The sequence below is a fragment of the Kaistia hirudinis genome, assembly GCF_014196455.1.
GTDB classification, from domain to species: Bacteria; Pseudomonadota; Alphaproteobacteria; order Rhizobiales; family Kaistiaceae; genus Kaistia; species Kaistia hirudinis.
The window spans coordinates 521469-543898 of sequence record NZ_JACIDS010000005.1 but is presented as its reverse complement, the minus strand read 5'-3'; the positions used below and the strand labels follow the sequence as shown (position 1 = coordinate 543898).

Genomic DNA, 22430 nt, shown 5'->3' with positions numbered 1-22430 from the left:
GGCATATCCGGCGCCGCCTATTCCCGAACTTGCTGAGACATGAGCGGCGACACCCCTTCCTCCCCCATCCAGGAGCCTATGCTTCGCCCGTTCCACTTCTCGACGGCGGCCGAGCGTCCGGATCACCAGTTCGATGCATGGCGCTCCGCCATGTCCGGCTCGATCGATGTCCGTCGGCCGAAGGACGACGGCAACCGGCCGGGCTTTGCCGCTTCCATCGACGCCTGGAACCTTTCGGGCCTCGGGCTCGTCACCATGTCGATGCCGGGGGAGGGGTATCGGCGCGAATGGGATCACAGCCCGCGCGCCGAAGCCGACCACTGGTCGCTGATGATCCCCGTGGTCGACGGTTCCGGTCGGGCCTATGGCGATCGTCCGGTCCTGTTCGGCTCGCTCGCCCGGCCGTTTCGCGGTTCCGGAACCGACATGAAGGTGGTCACGCTGTTCCTGCCGCGCGATCTCTATGACGATCCCCCGGGCGTGCTCGACACCGCCATCGGTCAAGCGCGGGATCGCGGCGTCGTCTCTCTCGTCGCCGATTTCGTCCTGTCGGTCGAACGGCGGCTCGGCGAAGGCGGCGCGGGTGTCGATCCGGACGTTCTGTCCTCGGCGTTGCGGTCCGCCGTGCTGGCGGGTCTCGCGCCGACGCCCGACCGGATCGAGAATGCGCGGGCACTGCTCCAGGCGCGCCTCGTCGAGCGCATCATGCGCTATGTCCGCGAGAATCTTGCGGCGCCGGATCTCGACTGGCGCCGGATCTGCCGGGAGTTCGGTCTGTCGCGCTCCACGCTGCATCGCCTGTTCGACGATCATGACGGCATGTCGAACGTCATCCGCCGCGAGCGTCTGCTGGCGGCCTATCGTCAGTTGCAGCGCGGCGACCAGATGATGGCGATCAGCGTGTTGGCGGAACGTTTCGGCTTTGCGGATTCATCGAGCTTCTCGCGAGCGTTCCGGCGCGCCTTCGGCCATTCTCCGCGCGATCTGCGCGGCGCTGAACGCGGCAGCGGGCCGCTTGCCGCGGTCGAGCGGACGATCCCGCCGCTCGACGCCTTCCTGTTCGGTCTGAGCCGCTGACCGGCCGGCTCCGAACCGCTACCGGCGCTTGATCAGCGCGGCGAAGGCGATGCCCAGCCAGCCGAGGATCATCGCGGTTCCGCCGATCGGCGCGATCGCGGCGAGCGCCGCGCTGCCGGAAAGGTCGTGATAGGTGAGCGCGCCGGAAAAGGCGACGAGACCCACGGCGATCACCCAGGCGCAGAGCGTGAGCAGGCGGCCGGTGTCCTTGCCGTTGAGGCCGAGCGCGAGCAGGGCCGGGGCCTGCGCCATGGCGAGCGCGCCGGCCGTGGCGAGACGCTCGGCGCTGGCCATGTGCGAGCCTGCGGCGGCAAGCGCGACACCAGCGGCACCGGCAATTCCCGCGACGGCAACGAGGCTTCTGTTCATCTGCATCTCCAAGGGTGGTCGCCACCGCATGATCGGCCTAGATTCCGGTTCCCATCAAATGGCCGAGCAAGGAACAGGATCATGATCATCGTTACAGGAGGAAGCGGCCTCGCCGGCCGGGCCGTGGTCAAGGACCTCGTGGAGCATGGATATGAGGTTGCGTCCATCGACATGGCGCCGCAGCCGGCCGGGCAGGGCGTGCCGTTCTCGCGCGTCGATCTCACCGATTACGGCCAGGCCCTTGCCGCATTCTCCGCGATCGACGACCGCTATTCGCATGTCGAAGGCATCGTCCACCTCGCCGCGATCCCGGCGCCGGGGCTCACACCGAACCATGTGATCTTCGAGACCAACATGGTCTCGACCTACAATGTCTTCGAAGCGGCGCGCGTGCTCGGCATTCGCAATGTCGTCTGGGCATCGAGCGAGACGGTGCTCGGCCTGCCCTTCGAGACGCCGCCGCCCTATGTGCCGGTCGACGAGGCCTACCGGCCGCGGCCCGAGACGGCCTATTCGCTCTCCAAATATCTCTCCGAGGAGATGGCGCGCGAGTTCTGTCGCTGGGACCCCGCGTTCAAGATCTTCGGCCTCCGCTTCTCCAACATCATGGCGCCGGAGCGCTACGCCGAGTTCCCGGCCTTCGACGCCGATCCGAAGCTGAGGCGCTGGAACCTCTGGGCCTATATCGACGCCCGCGACGCGGCGCAGGCAGTGCGCCTCGCGCTCGAATCGCCGCTGAAGGGCGCCGAGGTCTTCATCATCGCCAATGAGGACGGCGTCATGGGGCGGCCGAACGAGGACCTGCTGGCGGCCGAGTTTCCCGGCGTACCGCGGAAGCGCGATGTCGGCCCCTATGAGACGCTGCTCTCGATCGACAAGGCCAAGGACGTGCTCGGCTACCGGCCCCAGCATAGTTGGCGCGCCAGCGCCTGATACCGTGCGGAACCGCCGCCTCCCGGGTGGCGGTTCCTCGCTCCGCCGGGCTTGACCGAACCGATCGGGAGGCGCAAAGGCTTGACGATTGAATCGATCCATTGTGCGCCCGTGCACGGTCCGGAACTGAGGAGACGCCGAGATGGTTTATGCCGCCGCCGCCAGCCGCTATGAGCGGATGAAATATAATCGCGTCGGGCGCACCGGGCTGCTGTTGCCGGCAATCTCGCTCGGTCTCTGGCACAATTTCGGCCATGACGGGAAGGCCGAGACGATGCGGGCGATGTGCCACCGCGCCTTCGACCTCGGCATCACCCATTTCGATCTCGCCAATAATTACGGCCCGCCGCCCGGTTCCGCCGAGGAATTCTTCGGCACGATGATCGAGGGCGACTTCAAGCCTTATCGCGATGAGCTGATCGTCTCGACCAAGGCCGGCTGGCGGATGTGGCCCGGTCCCTATGGCGAGTTCGGGAGCCGCAAATACCTGATCGCGAGCCTCGACCAGAGCCTCCGGCGGATGAAGCTCGACTATGTCGACATCTTCTATTCGCACCGCTTCGACGCCGACACGCCGCTCGAAGAGACAATCGGCGCGCTGGATTCGATCGTGCGGTCCGGCAAGGCGCTCTATGCCGGCATTTCGAACTACAGCGCCGAACAGTCGCGCCGCGCGGCCGAGATCGCCCGCGGCCTCGGGACGCCGCTCATCATCCATCAGCCGCGCTATTCGATGCTCGACCGCTGGACCGAACGCGACAGCCTGCTCGATACGCTCGAGGACGAAGGCATGGGCTGCATCGTGTTTTCCCCGCTGGAGCAGGGCGTGCTCTCCGACCGCTATCTCAAGGGCATCCCGTCGGATAGCCGCGTTCGCCATTCGCACTTCCTGCAGGAGAGCGTGCTCTCGGCGGAAAACCTCTCCCGCGTCGCCGCGCTCAACACGATCGCGGCCGGCCGCGGCCAGACCCTCGCGCAGATGGCGCTGGCCTGGGTCCTGCGTGACCCGCGCATGACCTCGGCGCTCATCGGCGCCAGCCGGGTGTCGCAGATCGAGGATGCGGTGGCCGCGCTCGACAACCTCACCTTCACCGAGCAGGAACTCACCGATATCGACGCCTATGCGATCGACGGCATGCTGAAGCGCTGATCGCGCTTCAACTGCTCCGCATCGCCATGCGGATCCAGAACTGGCCGTAGAAGACTAGCCAGAACAGCGCGACGGCGAGTGTCTGGGCGCGCGGCGACAGGCGAGGGGCGGTCAACGTCCCGAAGGCCGCCGCGAGCGCCGTGGCCGCGAGAAAGCGCGCCAGACGCACGGGCAAGCTCACGGCCAGAAAGAGCATGAGCGGGATGCCGGTCTCGCCCGCTCCGACCGCGAAAATCTTGTAGGGCATGCCGGTGAGCGAGCCGACGAACATGGCGACCGGCCAGTCCGTCCCGGTCATTGCGGCGATCCCGCGTTCGATGCGATTGGGATCGAAGAAGGGGACGGCGTCGAGCAGGGCGAAGGCGGCCGGCGGATCTGTTGCCGCCAGATGCCAGAGATAGGCGCCGGCGCACAGCGCGCCCAAGGCGGCGGCAAGGCTTGCGGCCAACCCGACGCGCCAGCCGAGGCGGAGCGCGACGAAGGTGAGCAGCACATCCGCGACGACGTAGAAGAACGTGCCTTCCGCGACGCCCCAGAGGAACGCCGCGCCGACCGCCAGAGGCACGGCGGCGCGGCGCATCGTCAGATGGCGCCGACCGCGTCGGCGAAGTGGAACATTTCGAGGCCGCCGTCCCAGATCATGCGCAGCGCGACATAGGCGATGACGGCGAGGCCGACATAGGCGATCCAGGGCGCCCGCTTCAGGACATTGGCGACAAAATTCGCCGCGACGCCCATCAGCGCGACCGACAGGACGAGACCGACGATCAGGACCCAGGTGTGCTCGCGCGCAGTTCCCGCGACGGCGAGGACATTGTCGAGTGACATCGAGACGTCGGCGATGATGATCTGCCGCAGCGCCTGGCCGAGCGTCTTGCCGCCGGGCCTAGACGCGGAGGCCTCCGCTGCGGCGAGGAGCTCTGCCTCCTCGTCCTGATGCGCCTGGCTGCGCAATTCGCGCCAGAGCTTCCAGCAGACCCACAGCAGCAGGATGCCGCCGGCGAGGGTCAGCCCGATCACGCCGAGGAGCTTGGTCGCGAAGAGGGCGAAGAGAATGCGCAGCGCCGCCGCGGCGCCGATGCCGAGAATAATGGCCTTGCGCCGCAGTTCGCGCGGCAAACCGGCGGCGGCCATGCCGACGACGATGGCGTTGTCGCCGGCCAGAACGAGATCGATCAGGACGACCGTCGCGAGCGCGACGAGTTCGGACCCGATCAGGCTGGAGGAGAAGAATTCCATTTGCGCTGCGGAACCTCGCGCGAGAAGCATGCTGCATCCGGGAGGCGCGGAACGCCCAGACCGGATGCCGCACCAGGCGGCGCTTCGTTGCGCCGCCCCGCGGATATCGCGCCCGCTTCCGCCTGGGTCAAGCGGGTATCGGCGCGTCTGCGTCGATCAGCCCCTCGCTCCTGAGATCCGTCCAGAGCGAGGCGGGAATGTCCTGGCGCCACCAGGCGACGATCTGGTCGAGCTCGGCGGCCATGCGGGGACCCGGGATGACGCTGCTGACGATCGGGTTGGCGATGACGAAGCGTAGCGCCGCCGCCGGCAGGTCGACGCCATGCGCCTCGCATACCCGGCCGATCGCCCGCGCCTTGTCGATGATCGGCTGCGGGGCCTTGGCATAGTTCCACGTGTCGCGGCCGGCGAGGATGCCGGAGTTGAACGGGCCGCCGATGATGATCGTCGTGCCGGCCTTCTGGCACTTCGGGAACAGGGTGTGCAGCGGCTCCTGCTCGAGCAGCGTATAGCGCCCGGCGAGCAGGAACGCGTCCCACTGTCCGTAGTCGAGCGCCTCGGCGAGCACCTGCCACTCGTTGACGCCGATGCCGATCGCCTTGATCGCGCCGGAGGAACGGAGCTGGTCAAGCGCCTTGTAGCCGCTCGCCATGGCGATGGGGAAATGATGCGCCTTGCCGGCCTCGCCGAGCGTCTCGGTCGACACGTCATGCATGAGCAGCATGTCGATATGGTCGACGCCGAGCCGCTGCAGGCTGTCCTCGAAGGAGCGCATCACCGCGTCATAGGAATAGTCGTAGACCTGCTCGAAGGGCAGCGGATCGACCCACTGGTCTTCCGGCCCGCGCGGTGTCACGCGCGACTTGAGCAGGCGCCCGACCTTGGTCGAGAGCGTCCAGCCGGTATGGGCGCGCAGCGTGTCGCCGAGGAGGTGTTCGGACTTGCCATAGCCATAGAAGGGCGCGGTGTCGAAATAGCGGATGCCGACTTCGAAGGCGTGCTCGACCATGGCCCGCGACTGCGCATCGGGCACCGGCGGGTGGACATTGCCGCCGAGCGTCGCCGTGCCGAAACCGAGGGTCGAGAGCTGCAGGCTCGTGCGGCCGGCGGCGCGGGTCTCGAATGTCATAGGGGTCTCCTCCGTGACCGTGTCGGCGGTCGTGCGGGCAAGCGCTGGCAGGCCGACTTTTCTCCGATCGGGGCGCTGGCAGTCGGCCCCTTGGAGGGGACGTTAGACGTCTGGGCACTGACGACGCAAGCGCCCACTGGACAGGAGGCACTCCTGACCGCCATACCCGTTCGAATGGCGTCGGAGACCGGCATGACCGATCAATTCTCGATCCGGACGATGGGGGCGAGCGAGCTCGACATCGCCATCGGCTGGGCCGAAAGCGAGGGATGGAATCCGGGGCGCGGCGATCGCGACGCCTTCCTCGCTGCGGATGCCGACGGCTTCCTGATGGGCTTTCTTGGCGACGAGCCGGTCACGGCGATTTCGGTCGTGCGCTATGGGCCGGCGTTCGGCTTCCTCGGCTTCTACATCTGCCGTCCCGACCAGCGCGGCAAGGGGCTGGGCTGGCGCACCTGGCAGGCCGGGCTCGAACGGCTGGACGGGCGGACCGTCGGGCTCGACGGCGTCGTCGCGCAGCAGGACAATTACCGCCGTTCCGGCTTCGTGCTCGAGCACCGTAACATCCGCTTCGCCGGAGCGCCCGTTCTCCCGGCACCGACCGATCCCCGGCTGGCGCGCGTCGAGGGTGGCAACGCGGCTGGCGTCATCGCCTTCGACACCGGCTTTTTCCCGGCGCCGCGGCCGCGCTTTCTCGATGCCTGGCTCGATGGAAAGGGAGGCCGCCGCGCCTATGCCCTCATCGAGGATGGTGCGATCGAAGGCTATGGCGTGATTCGTCCGGCGGTTTCCGGGTTCAAGATCGGACCGCTCTTCGCGCGCACCGCCGAAGGGGCCGATGTCCTCTTCCGTGCGCTGGCCGCGGAGGCCGGCGGCGAGACGATCATCATCGATTGCCCCGAACCCAATGCCGCCGCACAGTCGCTCGCGGCGCGCTACGCACTTTCTCCAGCATTCGAGACCGCGCGCATGTATCGAGGAACCGCGCCTCTTCTTCCGCTCGATTCGATCTTCGGCATCACGAGCTTCGAGCTCGGCTGATTCACCAGGCCCTTACCCGAAAGCACAGGATTCCGATGCACCTTCTTCCCCATCTGCTCACGCGCTTCGTCCAGAAGGGCCGCCTCACCGTGACCTTCGCCGATGGCGAGCGGCGCAGCTTCGGCAGCGGTGTCGATGGTCCCATCGTCGCGATCCGTCTCAAGGATGCGGCGGTGGAGCGGGAGATCTTCTTCAATCCGGAGCTCAAGGTCGCCGAGGCCTATATGGACGAGCGGCTGGTGATGGAGGAGGGCGGGCGGGTCTTCGACCTGCTGATGCTGTTCTCCGTCAATCGCTCGGGCCTCGCCGCCCATCCCGTGCAGAAGGCGCTGCGGGCGGTCTGGAAGAAGTTCCGCCGCAGCCAGCAGTCGAACCGGCTCGGCGGCGAGGCGTCGCAGAACATCCGCCATCACTACGATATCCCGCCGAAGTTCTATCGTCTCTGGCTCGACGAGACGATGACCTATTCCTGCGCCTATTACACATCGCCGGATGTCGGTCTCTATCAGGCGCAGATCGACAAGCTCCGCCATATCGCGGCGAAGCTGAAGCTCGAGCCGGGGATGCATGTCGCCGAGATCGGCTCCGGCTGGGGCGCGCTCGGTACGTTTCTCGCGCGGAACTACGGGGTCAAGGTGACCTCGGTCTCGCTGTCGCCCGAGCAGATCGCCGTGGCCAAGGAGCGGGCGGAGCGCGAGGGCGTCGCCGACAAGGTGACCTTCATCGAGCAGGACTATCGCGAGCTTCAGGGGACCTATGACCGCGTCGTCTCCATCGCCATGATGGAGGCGATCGGCATCGACAATTTCGACAACTACTTCCTGACGATCAAGAAGCTGACCAAGCCCGGCGGTTTCGCGCTGGTGCATTGCATCGCGCGCATGTCGCCGCCCGGTACCACCGCTCCGTTCATCCGCAAATATATCTTCCCCGGCGGTTATGTTCCGGCGATGTCCGAAGTCTTCGCCTCGCTGGAGCGCACGGGCACCTGGTGCGACGACTGCGAGAGCCTGCGCCTGCATTATTACTGGACGATCCGCGACTGGCGTCTCAACTATGAGGCCAAACGCGACGAGGCCGTCGCCATGATGGGCGAGCGCTTCTGCCGGATGTGGGACTTCTACCTGGCCTCGGTCGAGCTCGGCTTCCTGCACGGCTCGAATTTCGTGTTCCAGATCCTGATCTCGGACAAGCGCGACGACGTGCCGGTGATCCGCGACTATATCGTCGAGGAGGAGAAGCGGCTCGCCAGCATCGGCGCGGTCTGAGGCCGTTCAGTCCAGCCGCTTCAGGTGGTTGTCGAAATGCACGTCGCGGCGGACGATCGTCTTCGGCGCGTCGTCCGCGGCCATGTCGACCAGAATGCCGTCGCCTGAGGTCGCCAGGAAATGATGGCCGGCGGCGCTTGCGAGGCCGCAGCCATCGCGGAAGGGGCGCGCGGCCAGCGGTTCGCCCTTTTGGACATCGAAGAGAAACACGGCGCCGCCGATCGGCGACGACGCGGCGATGACCGAACCGTCGCGGCTTGCGGTCACCGAGCCGATATAATTGCGCGCGAGGCGGGCCCAGTCCGCAGGGAAGGGCAGGAGCGTCGGTTCGCCGTCGCGGTCGATCCGTCCGACGAGCGGCGGGCGCTCCTTCTTGTCGCCCTCCCATTGGCAGCCGAACCAGACATCGCCCTTCGCATCGAGGCTCATATGGCGCATCGACAGGCGGTTGAGATTGTCGGGAAGCGTGCTTTCGCCGATGCGGTCGCCATGGGCGCGGTCGATGCGGACGATGGAGGGACGCATGGCGGCGAGATTGAGCTTCTGGCGGCCGAAGTCGGGATGAGTCTCGATGCCGCCATTGGCGACGAACAGGCTGCCGCCATCGGGCGAAACCAGCAGTTCATGCGCATCGAGCCCGCCGGTGTCGAATTCGCCGATGCGCGCGAAGCCGGCGCTCGCATCATAGACGCCGACCACGCCGCGCGGTCCGGCGGCGAAATCGTTCTCCGTCGCGTAGAGTAGCCGCCCGTCCGGCGAGAACACGCCGTGGCCGAAGAAGTGGTGGCCCTCCGGCGGGCGGATGGTTGCGAGGGGGGTCAGGCTCGCCACATCGATGGCGAGCGCAAAATAGCCGGGGCGGCGGGCGAAAACGACGGCGCGGCGATGGACCGGGTCGGTCGCCACGTCATGCCCGCGGCCTTCGAGCGGGATACGGCCGAGCTCGCGGCCGTTCTCGTCCATGATCAGCGCCGCATGCTGGCGCGGGCCGATGCGAACCGAGCTGATGAAGACCGCCCCCTCTTCGAGCCCGGCGCCATCCGCCCGCTGGCGCGGCAGGATCGCGGCCAGGATGCGGTCGGCGATGGGGCGCAGGCTCGCCACGATCAGTCGCCGTCGAGCGCGTTGAAGCCGGGCGAAATGCCGGCCGCGACCGGGAAGGTGTAGTTGTAGATGTCCTCGAGCTTCTTCAACACGTCGAAGGCGGCGCGCAGCTTGTCGTAGCTCGCCTGCGTCGTGAGGGCCTTGGTCCAGTCGTCGCCGACAGCGAGATTGGCCTCATAGGTCGAGAGGATCGCCTTGGTCTGGTCGAGAAGCTGGGCCTCGTCCTTCGGCGCGAGGCTGAGAACGGTCGATGTCGTCACGAGATCGCCGATGGCGGTGCCGGAGGCGCGCAGATAGGGCAGCGTCATGCCCGATTTGACGAAGACGCCGCGGCCCGGCTTGGCGACGTCGAAGGACTTGCCGAGCGCGGGCAGGAGGCGCTGGTCGCGGATCTGCAGCACGCCGACGCCGATGGCCTTCAGGATCTCGACGACCGGCTCGGTGACGTCGCGATAGACGATGTTGTCGCCGCCGGGGCTCAGCATCGTTTCCTTCCAGCCGCCTTTTTTCGTCCATCCATCGAGCGTCGCTGCGGCGATGGCATCGAGATTCTCCGCGATCCGCGCGGCGAGGCGGCAGCGATAGTCGAGCGATTCCGTGGCGCTTTCGCCGGACCAGAGCAGGCTTTCGAGCGCCGGGAGGCCCTGCACCGCGGCGGAGAGCTTGGCGACGGCGCCCGGCTCCAGCAGGGCGGGATCGGGCTCGGCCAGGATCTTGCGGAGCTGGCGCACGCCGGTCCCATGCGGATCGGGCAGGAAGCAGAAACGCTCGTGCCGGCCCTCGTCGGCGATCGGCCCGAAGCGGAAGAAATCGACGCCGGCCCAGGCGTCGAGCACGGCCTCGAAGGCGGCGCGCACCTCGGCCGAGGGCGTCGCCGCCGGATTGGCGCAACTGGCGGATACCGCTGCGGCAAGCGCGGCCGTCTTCGCCTTCAGCGTGCCGTAGGCCGGCAGGATATAGCCGTCGATCGTCTTCGCCGTCACGGCGCGGAAGGCCGCCTCATCGATCACCGGCGGCGTCTCGAACTGCGCCTGCTGTCGGCCGAACGCCTTGCCGGCCAACATCATCAGGGGAGAGAGCAGGAGGAAGCGCTTGGTGATCGCGATCATAGTGTTTCCAGATAGGCGATGAGCGCCGCCCGGTCGCCATCCGGGAGCGCTTCGAAATTCGAGCGGGCCGCGGCCGCTTCTCCGCCATGGGCGAGGACGGCATCCGCGATGGTCGCCGCCCGCCCGTCGTGAAGATAGCGCCGATCGGGTGCACGGCGAGTCGAAAGCGTCAGTAGCGGAGCCGTGCGCCATTCCGATGACAGCACACCGGGCTCGCCGACGCCATCGTCGAGCTCCGCGCCCATGTCGTGCAGAAGGAGATCGGAGAAGATGCGCACCGTGCCACCTCCCAGCGCCGGCATGTCCGGCACATGGCAGGCCGCGCAGCCGGCCGACGCAAAGAGCGCCTCGCCCCGCGTATCCGGCCGCGGCGCGGGCGCCTTGAGGCCTTCGACATAGACCGCGAGCACGCGGATCATGTCGTTGGAGATTTCCTCGCCGTCGAATTCGGCGCTGCGGCCGTTCGGGGCCGCGAGGCAATCGGCCTCGGCGGGCGTGCAGTCGCCATAGGGATGCGGGAAGAGCGGGCTCGACATGCCGATGTCGAGGCCCAAGGCGTCCGCCGTCTGCGCGTCGATCGTCGGCGCCGAAGCCTTCCAGCCATAGCGGCCGAGAACGCGCTTGCCGTCCCGCTCGACAAAACGCGGCCGGCCGGAAGGCCCGGCGCCGCGCGCCTTCTGCTCCGCCGCGATCCGCTCGACTGCTGCGGGATCGACCGCGCCGAGCGCGCTGATGCCGCGCAGCGGCGGTGCCTGGCGCGGGCCCATATGGATTCCCGGCGCGAGCGGCCCGCGGGCTGGCTCGAAGCTCGGGACGACGCGCGGCGGCGTGCCTTCGACCCGATAGGCGACGCTGCCCTCGCTGATGATGCCATTGGCCGAGCGGGGCTGGATCTGGCGTCCATAGACGGGATCCGCTTCGCCGGTGGCATTGCCGAGGCGAACCGAGAGCCCGCGCGCCGTGATTCCGCCGTCCGGCCCGATGGTCATCGCGGCCGAGAAGGCCTTGCCGGTGTGGCAGCTGGCGCAGCTCTTCTCGTTGAAAAGCGGTCCGAGCCCGTCATTGGCGGCCGTCGAGGACGGCGCCTGGACCCACATGCGATCGAACAGCGCCTTGCCCATCGCGAAGTCGAGCCCGGAATCCGGCGCGCCGGCGAAGACCGATCCGGCCCAGGCAATCGACGCGCTGGCGGCGAGCGTGGCGAGGACCCGCTTCAAGAAACCTCGTACCAGCCCATCATGCCGGTCTCCTGATGCTCGATGATGTGGCAATGCAGCATCCAGCGGCCGGGATTGTCGGCGACGAAGGCGACGTCGAGGGTTTCCTTCGGCAGGAGCAGGACGGTATCGGCGTGATGCGGCGGCAGGACGCGCTTGTTCGATCCGATCACGGTCCAGGAATGGCCGTGGATATGGATCGGGTGCATCTGCGGCGTCAGATTTTTGAGCTGCATCCGGTAGCTGCGGCCCCGCTGGAGCTGCAACAGCGGCGGCGGCAGCTGGTCCATGCCCTGGCCCGGCCAGGAGGACTTGTTGATGGACCAGAGACTCGCGGCCGAAAGGCAGAGTGGCCCGAGCGGCAGGCCGTCATCGCCGGTTGCCGCCGCGACGCTCGCGCCGGTCGCCGTGGCCGAGAAGGTCATCGTCAGCCGTCCGGCGCCGTCGATGTCGGGCATGGGGATGCGCGCGGCCGCGAGGGGCGCGGGATCGAAATCGCCTTGCCGACGCGGCGCGCCCTTCGCGACGAAGCGGGCGAGCGGCACGGGCTTGGCGGCGAAATAGTCGAAGAGCGTCACGGTCCCGCCATCGGCCGGCGTGCGGATCACCACGTCGGCGCGCATCGCCGGTCCCATCTTCCAGGACCGGAGCGGGAAGGGCGGGCAGGCGAGGCCATCGATCGCGACCACGGCTGCTTCCGCGCCCTCGAAGCCGATCTCGGAGATGCGCGTCGCATCGACATTGATGACGCGCAGCCGCACATCCGCGACCGCCGGCACCTCGACGAGGGGATTGGTGATGCCATTGACGCTGCGCACCGTGCCGAAGGTTCCGGCGCGGCCGGCGCCTTCAAGCGTGAGAAAGGGCAGGAAGCCTGTCCTCGCCTCGTCGAGCCGCCAGTCGCGCATGACGACGAGCTGGTCGTCGTCATAGGGCTCCGGCGCGTCTCCATCGATGATCAGGATGCCGGCAAGACCGCGGCCGAGCTGCTCGACCGTGTTGCAGTGGGTGTGGAAGAAGAACGTGCCGGTGTCCGGCGGCACGAAGGAATAATCGTAGCTTTGGCCCGGTTCGACCGGCGGCTGCACGAGATAGGGCACGCCGTCCTGGTCGTTCGGCAGCCGAATGCCGTGCCAGTGGATCGAGACGTGCTCGCCGGGTCGCGTCAATCCGTTGACTAGATGCGTGTCCAGCCGGTCACCAAGATTCAGCCGCACGACCGGCGGCAGGCCCTGGTCGGCGAAGGTCCACAGCGGCAGGTCGTGGCCGTCGAAGCAGGGGAGCGCGAGGCTGCGCTCCTTCGCGACCAGATCGAGCCGGACCGCCTTCTCGGCGCCCGGCGTTGCGACGGGCGCCAGAGGGCGCGCATAGGCGCGTCCCCCGCTCGCATTGCCGACGAGAGCCGCTCCAGCAAATCCGGCGGCGCCGAGGAGCAGCGAGCGACGAGAGATCATGATTGCCTGCGCGGTTCGAAGGTCTCGGCCGTCCCCCGGCGGCCGAGACCTTAGATAGGGATCGCCCCGTTGTCCGTCGATGCGCCTTATTGACCGTCGACGGCCGACGGATTGTCGAGGCTGTCGGAGCCTTCGACCTCGATCTTGAGGTTGAGCGCGGCCACCACGCCTTCGACGGCGCGGGTCTGCGACACCAGCGCATCGACGACGTCCTGGACGATCTTGTTGCCGGCATCGTTGCCGGCCGCGATCATCTGGTCGTAGTGCTCGCCGCCATCCGACGTGTCCTTGAGGACCTGCATCTTGGCCGTGGTCGCGGCCATCGCCTCGTCGACCCGCTTGGCTGCCTCCGGGTTCTTGGCCGCGGCAAGGTCGCGAAGGCTCGGGCCGGAGACGACCGTTCCGTCGCTGCGCTTGTAGCTGGCGTCCCAGATCGAGACCATGCCGGCCTGATCGTAATAATGGCTGTTGGCCGTGTTGTCGGAGAAGCAGTCATGCTCCTCTTCCGGATCGTGCAGCAGCAGGCCGAGCTTCATGCGCTCGCCGGCGAGCTCGCCATAGGAGAGCGAACCGATGCCGGTCAGGATGGTCGAAAGCCCGCCCTCGGGACCCTTCGCCACCAGCTCCTTGCGAGCCTCGCCCTCAGGCTGCCAGTTGGCCGCCATGTCGGAGAGATCCTTCACGAGCAGGTCGGTCGCTGCCTTCAGATAGGCGGCGCGGCGGTCGCAATTGCCGTTGGTGCAGTTCTTGGTGTCGTAGTCGGTGTAGGGGCGGTTGCCGGCGCCGGGGCCGGTGCCGTTCAGGTCCTGGCCCCAGAGCAGGAACTCGATCGCGTGATAGCCGATGGCGACATTCGCCTCGATGTCGCCGGCTTCCTGCAGCTTGTCGAGCAACTCGGCATTGATGGTCGTCGCGTCGATCTTGTCGGGGCCGATCTGGATCTCCTTGTTGGCGATCACATTGGCCGTATAGAGCGGGTTGGCATCCGACTCCGTGCCGTAGCTCTTGGTGTCGACATAGTCGATCAGGCCTTCGTCGAGCGGCCAGGCGTTCACGCGGCCCTCCCAATTGTCGACGATGGCGTTGCCGAAGCGGTAGCCCTCGGTCTCCTGATAGGCGGGCCGTGCGTCAATCCAGGCCTTGCGCGCCGCGGCAAGCGTCGCCTCGGACGGCGTCGCGATCAGCGCGTCGATCGCGGTGTCCAGCGTCTTGGCGCCGGAAAGGGCGTCCTCGTACTTCGCCTGCGCGATGTCGGCATAGGTCTTGAGGACCGCCTCGGCGGTGGGCGCGTCGGCGGCAAAGGCCGCGCTGCTCAGCAGAGCCGATGCGGCGGCCCCGAGAAGAAAGGCTCTGATCTTCATTCGTATCTCCGTTTGACGGGCCTTGCCGCGCGGCTGCCGGTCACCCGGCCGCACCGGAAGGCTCAGTGATAGGCGCTGCGGGCCGGGCGGTCGGCGATGTCGCGCACGACGGCCGCCGGCACGGGCAGAAGCAGATGGCCGCAGCCGGCGAGTTCGGCGGCGAAGCCCTCGGCCGCGGCAGCGGCGGGCGCGACGCCTTCCGGCTCGACGAGGCGGCGCGTGGCGGCAAAGACGCCCTCGCGATCCTCGGACTGGGCCGCGGCAACCATGGCCAGCACCATGCATTCGTCGCGGCAGAGATTGGGGCATTCGACCGGGCTCGAATGCGCCGGAAGATCACGGAAGGCGTGGACGGCATCCAGCCAGCGCGCGAAGGCGAGAAAGAGCCGCCGTCCCTCGACCGAGCCGAGTTCATCCATGAAGAAGTCGGCGGTGCGTTCGAAATTGCCGAGCGAGCCGAACTCCCCGCCCATGGTCCAGCGCCGATAGCCCTCGATCACGAGGCGCTCCGCCCGGCGGTCGAGATAGCGACAGAAGCTGCCGCAGCCGCGAAAAGTCCCCATTTCCCGTCCTTCCGCCGTTCGTCGATGCTCGCAAGCGAGCGGCCGTCGAGATGTGAGCCCAGTCGATCGGCGCCACGGACCCGGACAATAATCGCCGGAACCCAAGGGAGCGCCGCCAAGGCCGCACCTTTCAGCATGTTGAAAGGCAAAGTCAAGAAATAGTCAGAGTTTGCAATCGTTCTAAATCATTGGTCATCCTCGTCTTTTTCGTCGGCTTTCCGCTTCGGGGCGCGCTGCGGCGCCATCCTGTCGCAGGGCCTCGATGCCGGCGGATTTCCCTCTTGCGCGATGCGGAATGATATAACATAACATCTGACAGGCCGGGGCGGCCGAAGGGACGATGATGGCATTTCGGGAATCGATCGGGAGGAGCTCGCCGGGCACGGGGGCATCGGTGCCGGCTTTGGCCGAGCCGGAGCCCCATGATCACGCCCACGCACCCGGTCACTCGCACGGCGCGGCGGCGCGTGCGCCGGCTGTCGCCGGGAGCCGGCGTCGGGCGGGTGAGCGGTTCTTCCTCGCCTCGGCGCTCGACCGCATGGCGCTGGCGCTCCTGCTGGCGGGCCTGATCTGGCTCGCCGTTCTCTGGGCTATGGGCTGAGGTCCGCCGTGTCGTCCGACCCCGCCGTCCGCTGCTCCGACGTGACGCTGTCCTACCGTCGCCATCCGGCGGTGCATCATCTTTCAGGTTCGTTTGCGGCGGGCTCGTTCACGGCGATCGCGGGCCCGAACGGCGCCGGCAAGTCGACCCTGCTCAAGGGCATTGTCGGGTTGATCCGTCCCGATGCAGGCACGATCGCGCTCGAAGGCGTGCGCCGGAGCGACATCGCCTATCTGCCGCAGCAGAGCGCGCTGGACCGTGGCTTTCCCATGCGGGTCGTTGAACTCGCGGCGATGGGCCTGTGGCGCCGCTTCGGGCCGTTTCGCCGCATGGGCGGCGCGGCGATGCGCGACGTCGAGGCTGCGCTGGAGACGGTCGGTCTGTCCGGTTTCGAGGATCGCAGCGTCGGTTCGCTGTCGGGCGGGCAGTTCCAGCGCGCGCTGTTCGCGCGGCTGCTTCTCCAGGATTCGCGTCTGATCCTGCTCGACGAACCCTTCACCGCGATCGACGCGCGCACGACCGAGGTGCTGCTCGACCTCGTCTGCCGCTGGCATCGCGAGGGGCGGACAGTGATCGCCGTGCTGCACGATTTCGACCTCGTCCGTGAATACATCCCTCAGACGCTGCTTCTTGCGCGCGAGCAGGTCGCGTGGGGGCCGACCGAAACGGTTCTGACCGAGGAAAATCTCGCGCGGTCGCGGCGCATGCAGGAAGCCTTCGAGGACGACGCCGAGCTTTGCAAGAGGCCCGCGGCGTGAGCGTCTACGATCTCCTGATCGCGCCGTTCGCCGATTTCGGCTTCATGCGGCGGGCCCTGGTCGGCTGCGTGGCGCTGTCGCTGTCCGGCGCGCCGATCGGCGTGTTCCTGATCCTGCGCCGCATGAGCCTGATGGGCGACGTGATGGCGCATGCGATCCTGCCGGGCGCCGCGATCGGCTTCCTGCTCTCCGGCTTCTCGCTCTTCGCCATGACAACGGGCGGCGTCATTGCCGGCCTGCTCGTCGCGCTTGGCGCCGGCGCGATCGCGCGCTCCACGCCGCTGAAGGAGGATGCGAGCTTCGCCGCCTTCTATCTGGTCTCGCTCGGGCTCGGCGTGCTGATCGTCTCGATGAAGGGCTCGAACATCGATCTGTTGCATGTGCTGTTCGGCAATGTGCTCGCGCTCGACGACGCGGCGCTGATCCTGATCGCCTCCATCGCAACCATCACGCTGCTGGCGCTGGCGCTGGTCTATCGGCTGCTGGTCGCGGAGTGCTTCGATCCCGGATTCCTGAAGAGCGTCGGCGGCTCGGGCGGGCTCGTCCACTTCCTCTTCCTGACGCTGGTAGTGCTAAATCTGGTCGGCGGCTTCAACGCGCTGGGCACGCTGATGGTCGTCGGGCTCATCATCCTGCCGGCCGCGTCATCCTCGTTCTGGGGCGAGACCATTCTCGGCCAGATCGTGGCCGCGGCCGTGATCGGCATCCTCTCCTCCTTCGTCGGCCTGGTGCTGTCCTATCAGGCTGACCTGCCTTCCTCGCCCGCGATCATCCTGACCGCCGGCGCGATCCATGCCGGCTCGATCCTCGCCGGTCCGCGCGGCAGCTATCTCGCCCGCGCCTTCCGGCCGCGGCATCTCCGCGGCTGAGATCCCGATTCGAGAAACAGGAGCAATCCGATGAAGCTCAAGCGTTTTTCCCTCGCTCTTGCCATGACGCTTTCGCTCGGCGGCGCCGCCTTCGCGGCCGAGCCGGTCAAGGTCGTGGCCAGCTTCTCCGTCCTCGGCGACCTCGCGGCCGAGGTCGGGGGCGATCATGTCACCGTCACGACGCTCGTCGGGCCGAATGGCGATGCCCACGCCTTCGAGCCGAGCCCCAAGGATGCGAAGGCGCTCGGCTCGACCGATGTCCTCGTCGAGAACGGTCTCGGCCTCGAACACTGGCTGGAGCGGCTCGTCTCCGTGTCCGGCTTCAAGGGCAAGGCGGTGATCGCCTCCGAAGGCGTGACGCCGCGTGAATGGCACGGCGACGCCGACGAGGCCGCGGAACTGGAGAAGGATTCGCATGGCCACGCGGTCGACCCGCATGCCTGGCAGGATGCCCAGAACGGCATCATCTACGTGAACAACATCGTCGCCGGCCTTTCGGCTGCCGATCCGGCCAACGCGGCGGACTACAAGGCCAATGGCGAGAAGCTGATCGGCGAGCTCAAGACGATCGACGCCCGCCTGAAGCAGGAGTTCGCCGCCTTGCCGGAAGCGCGGCGCAAGGTCGTCACCACACACGACGCCTTCGGTTATTTCGGCGCCGCCTATGGCGTTTCCTTCATCGCGCCGGAGGGGATCAGCACGGAGAGCGAAGTCTCGGCCTCGCAGATCGCCTCCGTGATCAAGCAGATCCGTGACGAGAAGATCCAGGCGATCTTCGTCGAGAACATCACCGATCCGCGCCTCCTCAACCAGATCGTGCAGGAGACCGGCGTGAAGATCGGCGGCGAGCTGTTCTCGGACGCGCTGTCGCCGGCTGACGGCCCCGCGCCGACCTATGTGAAAATGTTCCAGAACAACGAGACGCAGCTTCTGTCCGCGATGAGTGGGACCTGATCGCAGACGGCAGGAGTCCTTGCTCCCCGGTGGCACTCGGGCCGCCGGGGAGCGAGGCTTTTTCTGTCTTGCGTCAGCTCCGCTCGGCAAGCGCCGCGATGACGGCGGCACGCTTCGGCATCGGCGCTACGGCGCCGTAGCCCTCGGTGGCGAGGCCCGCCGCCGCATTGGCATAGCGCGCGGCGGCGAACGGATCGCCCTCGCGCAGATATTCCGCCAGGAAGGCACCGTCGAAGGTGTCGCCAGCGCCGGTCGCATCGACCGGGCGCACGGGAATGGCGGCGACGCGATCACGCCCGCTGGGCGTCGCGACCAGCGCGCCATCCGGCCCCATGGTCACGATGACGATCTTCGGTCCGAGGCCGAGATAGAAATCGGCGATGCGGTCCGGCTCGATCGTTCCCGCCAGCTCCTTCGCATCCTCAGCGCTCGTCTTGACGATGTCCGAAAGCGCCACGGCCGCGTGGATGATCGCCCGCGCCCGGTCGATCGGCCATAGGCGTAGACGCAGATTGGTGTCGTAGGAGACCAGCGTCCCGGCGGTGCGCGCCGTGCGCATGGCGAGAAAGACGAGGTCGGCGGCGGCCGATGAAATGGCCTGGCTGATGCCCGAGGCGTGGATCACGCGGGCGTTGCGGACATAATCGAGCGGCAGCTCTTCCGGCGTCAGGCGGCTCGCGGCGGAGCCGGCGCGGCGATAGGAAAAGACATGGCCCTCGGGGCCATGTGTCACGAAATAGAGGCCGGTCGGCGCGCCCTGATCGATCTTGACCGCGCTCACATCCATGCCCTCGCCGCGCCAAAGCTCGAGGAAGGACTGGCCGAATGAATCCGCGCCGAGCGCCGTGATCATGCCGACCGAGGCGCCCTGGCGCGCGGCGGCGACGGCGCAGTTCGATGCGTCGCCGCCATGGCCCGGATGAAAGTCGCCACCGTTCTTCGGCTGGTTCAGTTCGAACATCGGCTCGCCGATGCAGACGATCTCCGGACCCAAGCTCGCTCCCCTCAAGACGCATCCTCCACGCAGGACCGCGCCTTTCTGGAGCCTGGCGCGGCCTCGCGCAAGAGGTGGCCGGTCAGGCGGCCTGCGCCGCGATGCCGTCGAGTCTCGCGATCGCATCGGCGGGCAGCTCCAGCCCGGACGCGGCGATGTTCTCCTTGAGGTGAGCGAGCGAGGAGGTGCCGGGGATGAGCAGGATATTGGGCGAACGCTGGAGCAGCCAGGCGATCGCGACCTGCATCGGCGTCGCGCCGAGCTCGGCTGCGACCGAGGTCAGGGTCGACGACTGCAGCGGCGAGAAGCCGCCGAGCGGGAAGAAGGGCACATAGGCGATGCCGTCTGCGGCAAGCGCATCGATCAGCGCGTCATCGTCGCGATGGGCGAGATTATAGAAGTTCTGGACGCAGACGATGGGGACGATCCGCCGGGCGGCGGCGATCTGGGCCGCGGTGGCGTTGCTGAGGCCGATATGGCGGATCAGCCCCTGCTCACGCAATTTGGCCAGCGCCTCGACCTGTGCCTCGATCGGGCCTTCGGTCGGGGTGAAGGGATCGAACATCAGGCGCACATTGACGACTTCCAGTTGGCCGAGCCCGAGGCTGCCGAGATTCTGGTAGATTTGCGCCACCAGTTCCTCCGGCGCGAAGGCCGGGATCCAGGAGGCATCGACGCCGCGTCGCGCGCCGACCTTGGTGACGATCGTCAGATCGTCGGCATAGGGGGCGAGCGCGGCGTGGATGAGACGATTGGTGACGTGCGGGCCATAGATGTCGGCCGTGTCGATGTGATCGATACCGCTCTCGACGACCGCGCGCAGCACGTCCTGCGCTGCGGCGGGATCCTTCGGCGGACCGAAGACGCCGGGACCGGCGAGCTGCATCGCGCCATAGCCGAGCCGCCTGACGGAGCGGGTGCCGAGGGTGTAGGTGTTCGTGTTGCCGGACGTGCTCATGATGGATCTCCTCTGAGGACGCCCTGCAACTAGTGTCTGGCCGACTGCGCGATAATCCGCCACAATCCGCACAGCCCGTACGGAACTGCGAACAATGAAACCCGACCTCGGCGATCTCTCCGCCTTCATGGCCGTCGCGAAGGCAGGCGGCTTCCGCGGTGCGGCCAAGACGCTCGGCAGCAGCGCCTCGGGCGTCAGCGAAGCTGTGCGGCGTCTCGAAGAGGCGCTCGGCATGCGTCTCTTCAACCGGACGACGCGGAGCGTGGTGCCGACCGAGGCCGGCCGGCGTCTATTGGAGCGGCTGGAGCCGGCGCTGCGCGAAGTGGATTCGGCGCTCGACATCGTGAACGGGTTTCGCGACCGGCCGGCGGGGCCGCTGCGCCTCAATGTGCCGTTCAGCGCGGCGCGGCTGGTGCTGCCCCAGATCGTGGCACCGTTCCTCGCGGCCTATCCGGATATCCGCCTGGACATCGTGGCGGAGGATGCCTTCGTCGATCTGGTGGCCGAAGGCTGCGACGCCGGCATCCGCTATGACGAGCGGCTGGCGCAGGACATGATCGCGGTGCCGATCGGCCCGCGGCGGCAGCGCTTCGCCTGCGGCGCCGCGCCAGCCTATCTCGATCGCCATGGACGGCCGAACCATCCCCAGGACCTGCTGCACCACCGCTGCATCACGGCGCGCCTCACGAGCGGTGCGCTGCATGACTGGGAATTCGAGCAGGACGGCAAGATCGAACGGGTTCGCGTCAACGGTCCGCTGATCGTCCAGCCCGGCGCGGCCTTCGATCTCGCGATCGAGTCGGCGGCGCGGGGCGTGGGTATCGTCGCGATCTTCGAGGACTGGCTGCGGCCCTATTTTTCGAGCGGCGCGCTGGAGCCGGTGCTCGAAGACTGGTGGCAGCCCTTTTCCGGCCCCTATCTCTATTATCCCGGGCGCCGTCTCGTGCCGGCGCCGCTTCGGGCCTTCATCGATTTCATCAAGGCGCTGCCGCCAGGCTGATCGGGCGCGGCTACTGCAATCCGTCGAACCACTGCTTCCACAGCGGCACGGACGTGGCGAAGGTGCCGCGATGGTCGGTCTTGCCGGTCGAAATCGCCTCGACCGCCGGATTGCCGGCGCCGATCGCCTGCTGGTAGGTCATCGCCAGCCGTCCGAGGCCGACCGAGATCACCTCGTCCATCTCGCCGTAATAGTTGTGAACCGGCGTGCGGATGATCCAGCGATAGGCGTCGGACGCCGCGGCGATGCGGCCGAACGCCGATGCGGCGAAGAAGGTGGGGTCGAAGTATTCGGGGCGCACCAGCTTCTTGACGTCGGTCGGGATCTGCGAGGCGTCGACATTCTCGCGCTCATAGACCTTCCGCGATATCTCGTAATAGTCGTCGTTGAGCAGCGAGCGCGCGAGGCCGGGGACGCCGTAATAGTTCTCGAAGGAGAAGGACGACAGGATGAACAGGATCGGCACCCAGTCGGCGTCGATCTTGCGCGGGAAGTCGAGGAAGCCGGACAGCACCATATAGACGTCGAGCGGCGCACTGGCCGTCGCCGTGGCATCGACCTTGACGCCGGTTTGCTCCAGTTTCTCGAGAAAGGCCATCGTTACATAGCCGCCCTGCGACCAGCCGCCGAGGAAGAGCTTCGGCGTCTCGATCTTCATCGCGGCGAGGACGGCGCGCGACGCCATCAGCATGTCGAAGGTCGCCTGCTGGTGGCTGGCCTTGACCATGTAGCCCTCGGGCTCGTCGGACCCGCCGCCCATGCCGAAATAGTCGGCGCCGATGACCACATAGCCCTGGCCCGCGAACTGGGCGAGCACCAGCTCGGTCTCGGTCGACTGTTCGGGGACGGACGGGACCTGCGTCTTCAGATAGACCGTGCCGTGCTGGTAGGAGAGCAGCGGGAAGCTGGTCGCGCCGGTATCGGGGATCGCGAGCAGTCCGGTCGCCTTGATCGGCTTGTTGCCGCGCTCCGGCACGACGGAGTCGTAGCTCACGCGATAGAGCCGTACTGCATTCTTCGCGGGCGTATAGGTGACCGCGATGTTGAAGAATTTCGGCGCGTCGGCCGTGAGGACCTGGTTGAGCCTGTCGGCGCTCCAGACACCGATCTCCTCATAGCTGACGCCCGAGGAGACTGCGATTGGCGCCGCCGAGGCGGCAGCCGAGAGCGCGGCCATCACGACGGCGAGGGCGCCGGCGATGGCAAGACGAAGCAGCGCGGACATGGGCTCTCCTGACCGGCGAGCGAGGTGAGGTGTCCGGCCGCCGGGCGCCGGTGAGCG

The 22430-nt window shown here is 67.4% G+C and carries 23 protein-coding genes; 10 read left to right on the top strand and 13 right to left on the bottom strand.

Annotated features, from left to right (window positions below):
- Positions 1-78 precede the first annotated feature (78 nt).
- Entirely contained in the window at positions 79-1077 is a 999-nt protein-coding gene (locus GGR25_RS21150) for a helix-turn-helix transcriptional regulator (RefSeq protein ID WP_183400847.1), read from the top strand.
- A gap of 18 nt (positions 1078-1095) precedes the next feature.
- Here GGR25_RS21150 and GGR25_RS21145 read toward each other — a convergent pair whose 3' ends face one another.
- Positions 1096-1446: a DUF423 domain-containing protein gene (locus GGR25_RS21145; protein ID WP_183400846.1), complete on the bottom strand. Its 351-nt coding sequence runs from the start codon at positions 1444-1446 to the stop codon at positions 1096-1098.
- A gap of 81 nt (positions 1447-1527) precedes the next feature.
- Between GGR25_RS21145 and GGR25_RS21140 the strand changes: the two genes are divergently transcribed.
- A complete protein-coding gene (locus GGR25_RS21140; protein WP_183400845.1) occupies positions 1528-2379 on the top strand; it encodes an NAD-dependent epimerase/dehydratase family protein in 852 nt (283 codons plus the stop codon).
- 142 nt (positions 2380-2521) lie between these two features.
- Positions 2522-3529, top strand: coding sequence for an L-glyceraldehyde 3-phosphate reductase (gene mgrA, locus GGR25_RS21135; RefSeq protein WP_183400844.1), 1008 nt, complete (start codon positions 2522-2524; stop codon positions 3527-3529).
- 7 nt (positions 3530-3536) lie between these two features.
- Here mgrA and GGR25_RS21130 read toward each other — a convergent pair whose 3' ends face one another.
- The 3 genes from GGR25_RS21130 to GGR25_RS21120 all read right to left on the bottom strand — a co-directional run bounded on the left by GGR25_RS21130 (position 3537) and on the right by GGR25_RS21120 (position 5897).
- Entirely contained in the window at positions 3537-4109 is a 573-nt protein-coding gene (locus GGR25_RS21130; protein WP_183400843.1) for a hypothetical protein, read from the bottom strand.
- Between the two features lie 2 nt (positions 4110-4111).
- On the bottom strand, positions 4112-4768 hold the full coding sequence (locus tag GGR25_RS21125) for a TerC family protein (protein WP_183400842.1): 657 nt from the start codon (positions 4766-4768) through the stop codon (positions 4112-4114).
- Positions 4769-4895: 127 nt separating this feature from the next.
- The gene (locus GGR25_RS21120) at positions 4896-5897 is read right to left on the bottom strand and encodes an aldo/keto reductase (RefSeq protein WP_183400841.1); all 1002 of its coding nucleotides are present in this window, start codon (positions 5895-5897) and stop codon (positions 4896-4898) included.
- Positions 5898-6089: 192 nt separating this feature from the next.
- Between GGR25_RS21120 and GGR25_RS21115 the strand changes: the two genes are divergently transcribed.
- Together GGR25_RS21115 and GGR25_RS21110 are read left to right on the top strand one after the other, a co-directional pair.
- Positions 6090-6938: a GNAT family N-acetyltransferase gene (locus tag GGR25_RS21115; RefSeq protein WP_183400840.1), complete on the top strand. Its 849-nt coding sequence runs from the start codon at positions 6090-6092 to the stop codon at positions 6936-6938.
- Positions 6939-6973: 35 nt separating this feature from the next.
- Positions 6974-8206 (top strand): SAM-dependent methyltransferase, encoded by a 1233-nt coding sequence (locus tag GGR25_RS21110; protein ID WP_183400839.1) that lies wholly within the window; start codon positions 6974-6976, stop codon positions 8204-8206.
- 6 nt (positions 8207-8212) lie between these two features.
- Here the strand turns inward: GGR25_RS21110 and GGR25_RS21105 are convergent, their stop codons facing one another.
- The 6 genes from GGR25_RS21105 to GGR25_RS21080 all read right to left on the bottom strand — a co-directional run bounded on the left by GGR25_RS21105 (position 8213) and on the right by GGR25_RS21080 (position 15014).
- Positions 8213-9310 (bottom strand): DUF1513 domain-containing protein, encoded by a 1098-nt coding sequence (locus tag GGR25_RS21105; RefSeq protein ID WP_343068129.1) that lies wholly within the window; start codon positions 9308-9310, stop codon positions 8213-8215.
- 2 nt (positions 9311-9312) lie between these two features.
- Positions 9313-10419, bottom strand: coding sequence for an imelysin family protein (locus GGR25_RS21100; protein WP_183400838.1), 1107 nt, complete (start codon positions 10417-10419; stop codon positions 9313-9315).
- Complete coding sequence (locus tag GGR25_RS21095) at positions 10416-11636, bottom strand: di-heme oxidoredictase family protein (RefSeq protein ID WP_246410085.1); 1221 nt, start codon at positions 11634-11636, stop codon at positions 10416-10418. The genes GGR25_RS21100 and GGR25_RS21095 overlap by 4 nt, the downstream gene beginning before the upstream one ends.
- On the bottom strand, positions 11633-13090 hold the full coding sequence (locus tag GGR25_RS21090) for a multicopper oxidase family protein (protein ID WP_183400837.1): 1458 nt from the start codon (positions 13088-13090) through the stop codon (positions 11633-11635). The genes GGR25_RS21095 and GGR25_RS21090 overlap by 4 nt, the downstream gene beginning before the upstream one ends.
- A gap of 86 nt (positions 13091-13176) precedes the next feature.
- Complete coding sequence (locus GGR25_RS21085) at positions 13177-14451, bottom strand: imelysin family protein (protein WP_183400836.1); 1275 nt, start codon at positions 14449-14451, stop codon at positions 13177-13179.
- A 62-nt stretch (positions 14452-14513) separates the two neighbouring features.
- Positions 14514-15014 (bottom strand): hypothetical protein, encoded by a 501-nt coding sequence (locus GGR25_RS21080; RefSeq protein WP_183400835.1) that lies wholly within the window; start codon positions 15012-15014, stop codon positions 14514-14516.
- Positions 15015-15354: 340 nt separating this feature from the next.
- On the opposite strand from GGR25_RS21080, the gene GGR25_RS21075 reads away from it, so the two are divergent.
- Genes GGR25_RS21075 through GGR25_RS21060 form a run of 4 tightly spaced genes read left to right on the top strand, consistent with a single transcriptional unit; the run spans position 15355 to position 18196 of the window.
- Positions 15355-15615 carry a hypothetical protein gene (locus tag GGR25_RS21075; RefSeq protein WP_210300038.1) on the top strand — a complete coding sequence of 87 codons (261 nt, stop codon included), beginning with the start codon at positions 15355-15357 and terminating at the stop codon, positions 15613-15615.
- An 8-nt stretch (positions 15616-15623) separates the two neighbouring features.
- Positions 15624-16373: a metal ABC transporter ATP-binding protein gene (locus GGR25_RS21070; protein WP_343068128.1), complete on the top strand. Its 750-nt coding sequence runs from the start codon at positions 15624-15626 to the stop codon at positions 16371-16373.
- On the top strand, positions 16370-17242 hold the full coding sequence (locus GGR25_RS21065) for a metal ABC transporter permease (protein ID WP_183400834.1): 873 nt from the start codon (positions 16370-16372) through the stop codon (positions 17240-17242). The genes GGR25_RS21070 and GGR25_RS21065 overlap by 4 nt, the downstream gene beginning before the upstream one ends.
- Before the next feature lie 30 nt (positions 17243-17272).
- On the top strand, positions 17273-18196 hold the full coding sequence (locus GGR25_RS21060; RefSeq protein WP_183400833.1) for a metal ABC transporter substrate-binding protein: 924 nt from the start codon (positions 17273-17275) through the stop codon (positions 18194-18196).
- Between the two features lie 73 nt (positions 18197-18269).
- Here GGR25_RS21060 and GGR25_RS21055 read toward each other — a convergent pair whose 3' ends face one another.
- Together GGR25_RS21055 and GGR25_RS21050 are read right to left on the bottom strand one after the other, a co-directional pair.
- A complete protein-coding gene (locus GGR25_RS21055; protein WP_246410083.1) occupies positions 18270-19190 on the bottom strand; it encodes a sugar kinase in 921 nt (306 codons plus the stop codon).
- Between the two features lie 82 nt (positions 19191-19272).
- On the bottom strand, positions 19273-20148 hold the full coding sequence (locus tag GGR25_RS21050) for an oxidoreductase (RefSeq protein ID WP_183400831.1): 876 nt from the start codon (positions 20146-20148) through the stop codon (positions 19273-19275).
- Positions 20149-20242: 94 nt separating this feature from the next.
- Between GGR25_RS21050 and GGR25_RS21045 the strand changes: the two genes are divergently transcribed.
- Entirely contained in the window at positions 20243-21148 is a 906-nt protein-coding gene (locus GGR25_RS21045; protein WP_183400830.1) for a LysR family transcriptional regulator, read from the top strand.
- A 10-nt stretch (positions 21149-21158) separates the two neighbouring features.
- Here GGR25_RS21045 and GGR25_RS21040 read toward each other — a convergent pair whose 3' ends face one another.
- The gene (locus GGR25_RS21040) at positions 21159-22373 is read right to left on the bottom strand and encodes an alpha/beta hydrolase family protein (RefSeq protein ID WP_183400829.1); all 1215 of its coding nucleotides are present in this window, start codon (positions 22371-22373) and stop codon (positions 21159-21161) included.
- Positions 22374-22430: the final 57 nt, after the last annotated feature.

Bases quoted from the DNA above. Each gene is read 5' to 3' on its own strand.
- GGR25_RS21150 (WP_183400847.1), top strand. From the start codon at position 79: ATGCTTCGCCCGTTCCACTTCTCGACGGCGGCCGAGCGTCCGGATCAC.
- GGR25_RS21145 (WP_183400846.1), bottom strand. From the start codon at position 1,446: ATGAACAGAAGCCTCGTTGCCGTCGCGGGAATTGCCGGTGCCGCTGGT.
- GGR25_RS21140 (WP_183400845.1), top strand. From the start codon at position 1,528: ATGATCATCGTTACAGGAGGAAGCGGCCTCGCCGGCCGGGCCGTGGTC.
- mgrA (WP_183400844.1), top strand. From the start codon at position 2,522: ATGGTTTATGCCGCCGCCGCCAGCCGCTATGAGCGGATGAAATATAAT.
- GGR25_RS21130 (WP_183400843.1), bottom strand. From the start codon at position 4,109: ATGCGCCGCGCCGCCGTGCCTCTGGCGGTCGGCGCGGCGTTCCTCTGG.
- GGR25_RS21125 (WP_183400842.1), bottom strand. From the start codon at position 4,768: ATGGAATTCTTCTCCTCCAGCCTGATCGGGTCCGAACTCGTCGCGCTC.
- GGR25_RS21120 (WP_183400841.1), bottom strand. From the start codon at position 5,897: ATGACATTCGAGACCCGCGCCGCCGGCCGCACGAGCCTGCAGCTCTCG.
- GGR25_RS21115 (WP_183400840.1), top strand. From the start codon at position 6,090: ATGACCGATCAATTCTCGATCCGGACGATGGGGGCGAGCGAGCTCGAC.
- GGR25_RS21110 (WP_183400839.1), top strand. From the start codon at position 6,974: ATGCACCTTCTTCCCCATCTGCTCACGCGCTTCGTCCAGAAGGGCCGC.
- GGR25_RS21100 (WP_183400838.1), bottom strand. From the start codon at position 10,419: ATGATCGCGATCACCAAGCGCTTCCTCCTGCTCTCTCCCCTGATGATG.
- GGR25_RS21090 (WP_183400837.1), bottom strand. From the start codon at position 13,090: ATGATCTCTCGTCGCTCGCTGCTCCTCGGCGCCGCCGGATTTGCTGGA.
- GGR25_RS21085 (WP_183400836.1), bottom strand. From the start codon at position 14,451: ATGAAGATCAGAGCCTTTCTTCTCGGGGCCGCCGCATCGGCTCTGCTG.
- GGR25_RS21080 (WP_183400835.1), bottom strand. From the start codon at position 15,014: ATGGGGACTTTTCGCGGCTGCGGCAGCTTCTGTCGCTATCTCGACCGC.
- GGR25_RS21075 (WP_210300038.1), top strand. From the start codon at position 15,355: ATGATGGCATTTCGGGAATCGATCGGGAGGAGCTCGCCGGGCACGGGG.
- GGR25_RS21060 (WP_183400833.1), top strand. From the start codon at position 17,273: ATGAAGCTCAAGCGTTTTTCCCTCGCTCTTGCCATGACGCTTTCGCTC.
- GGR25_RS21050 (WP_183400831.1), bottom strand. From the start codon at position 20,148: ATGAGCACGTCCGGCAACACGAACACCTACACCCTCGGCACCCGCTCC.
- GGR25_RS21045 (WP_183400830.1), top strand. From the start codon at position 20,243: ATGAAACCCGACCTCGGCGATCTCTCCGCCTTCATGGCCGTCGCGAAG.
- GGR25_RS21040 (WP_183400829.1), bottom strand. From the start codon at position 22,373: ATGTCCGCGCTGCTTCGTCTTGCCATCGCCGGCGCCCTCGCCGTCGTG.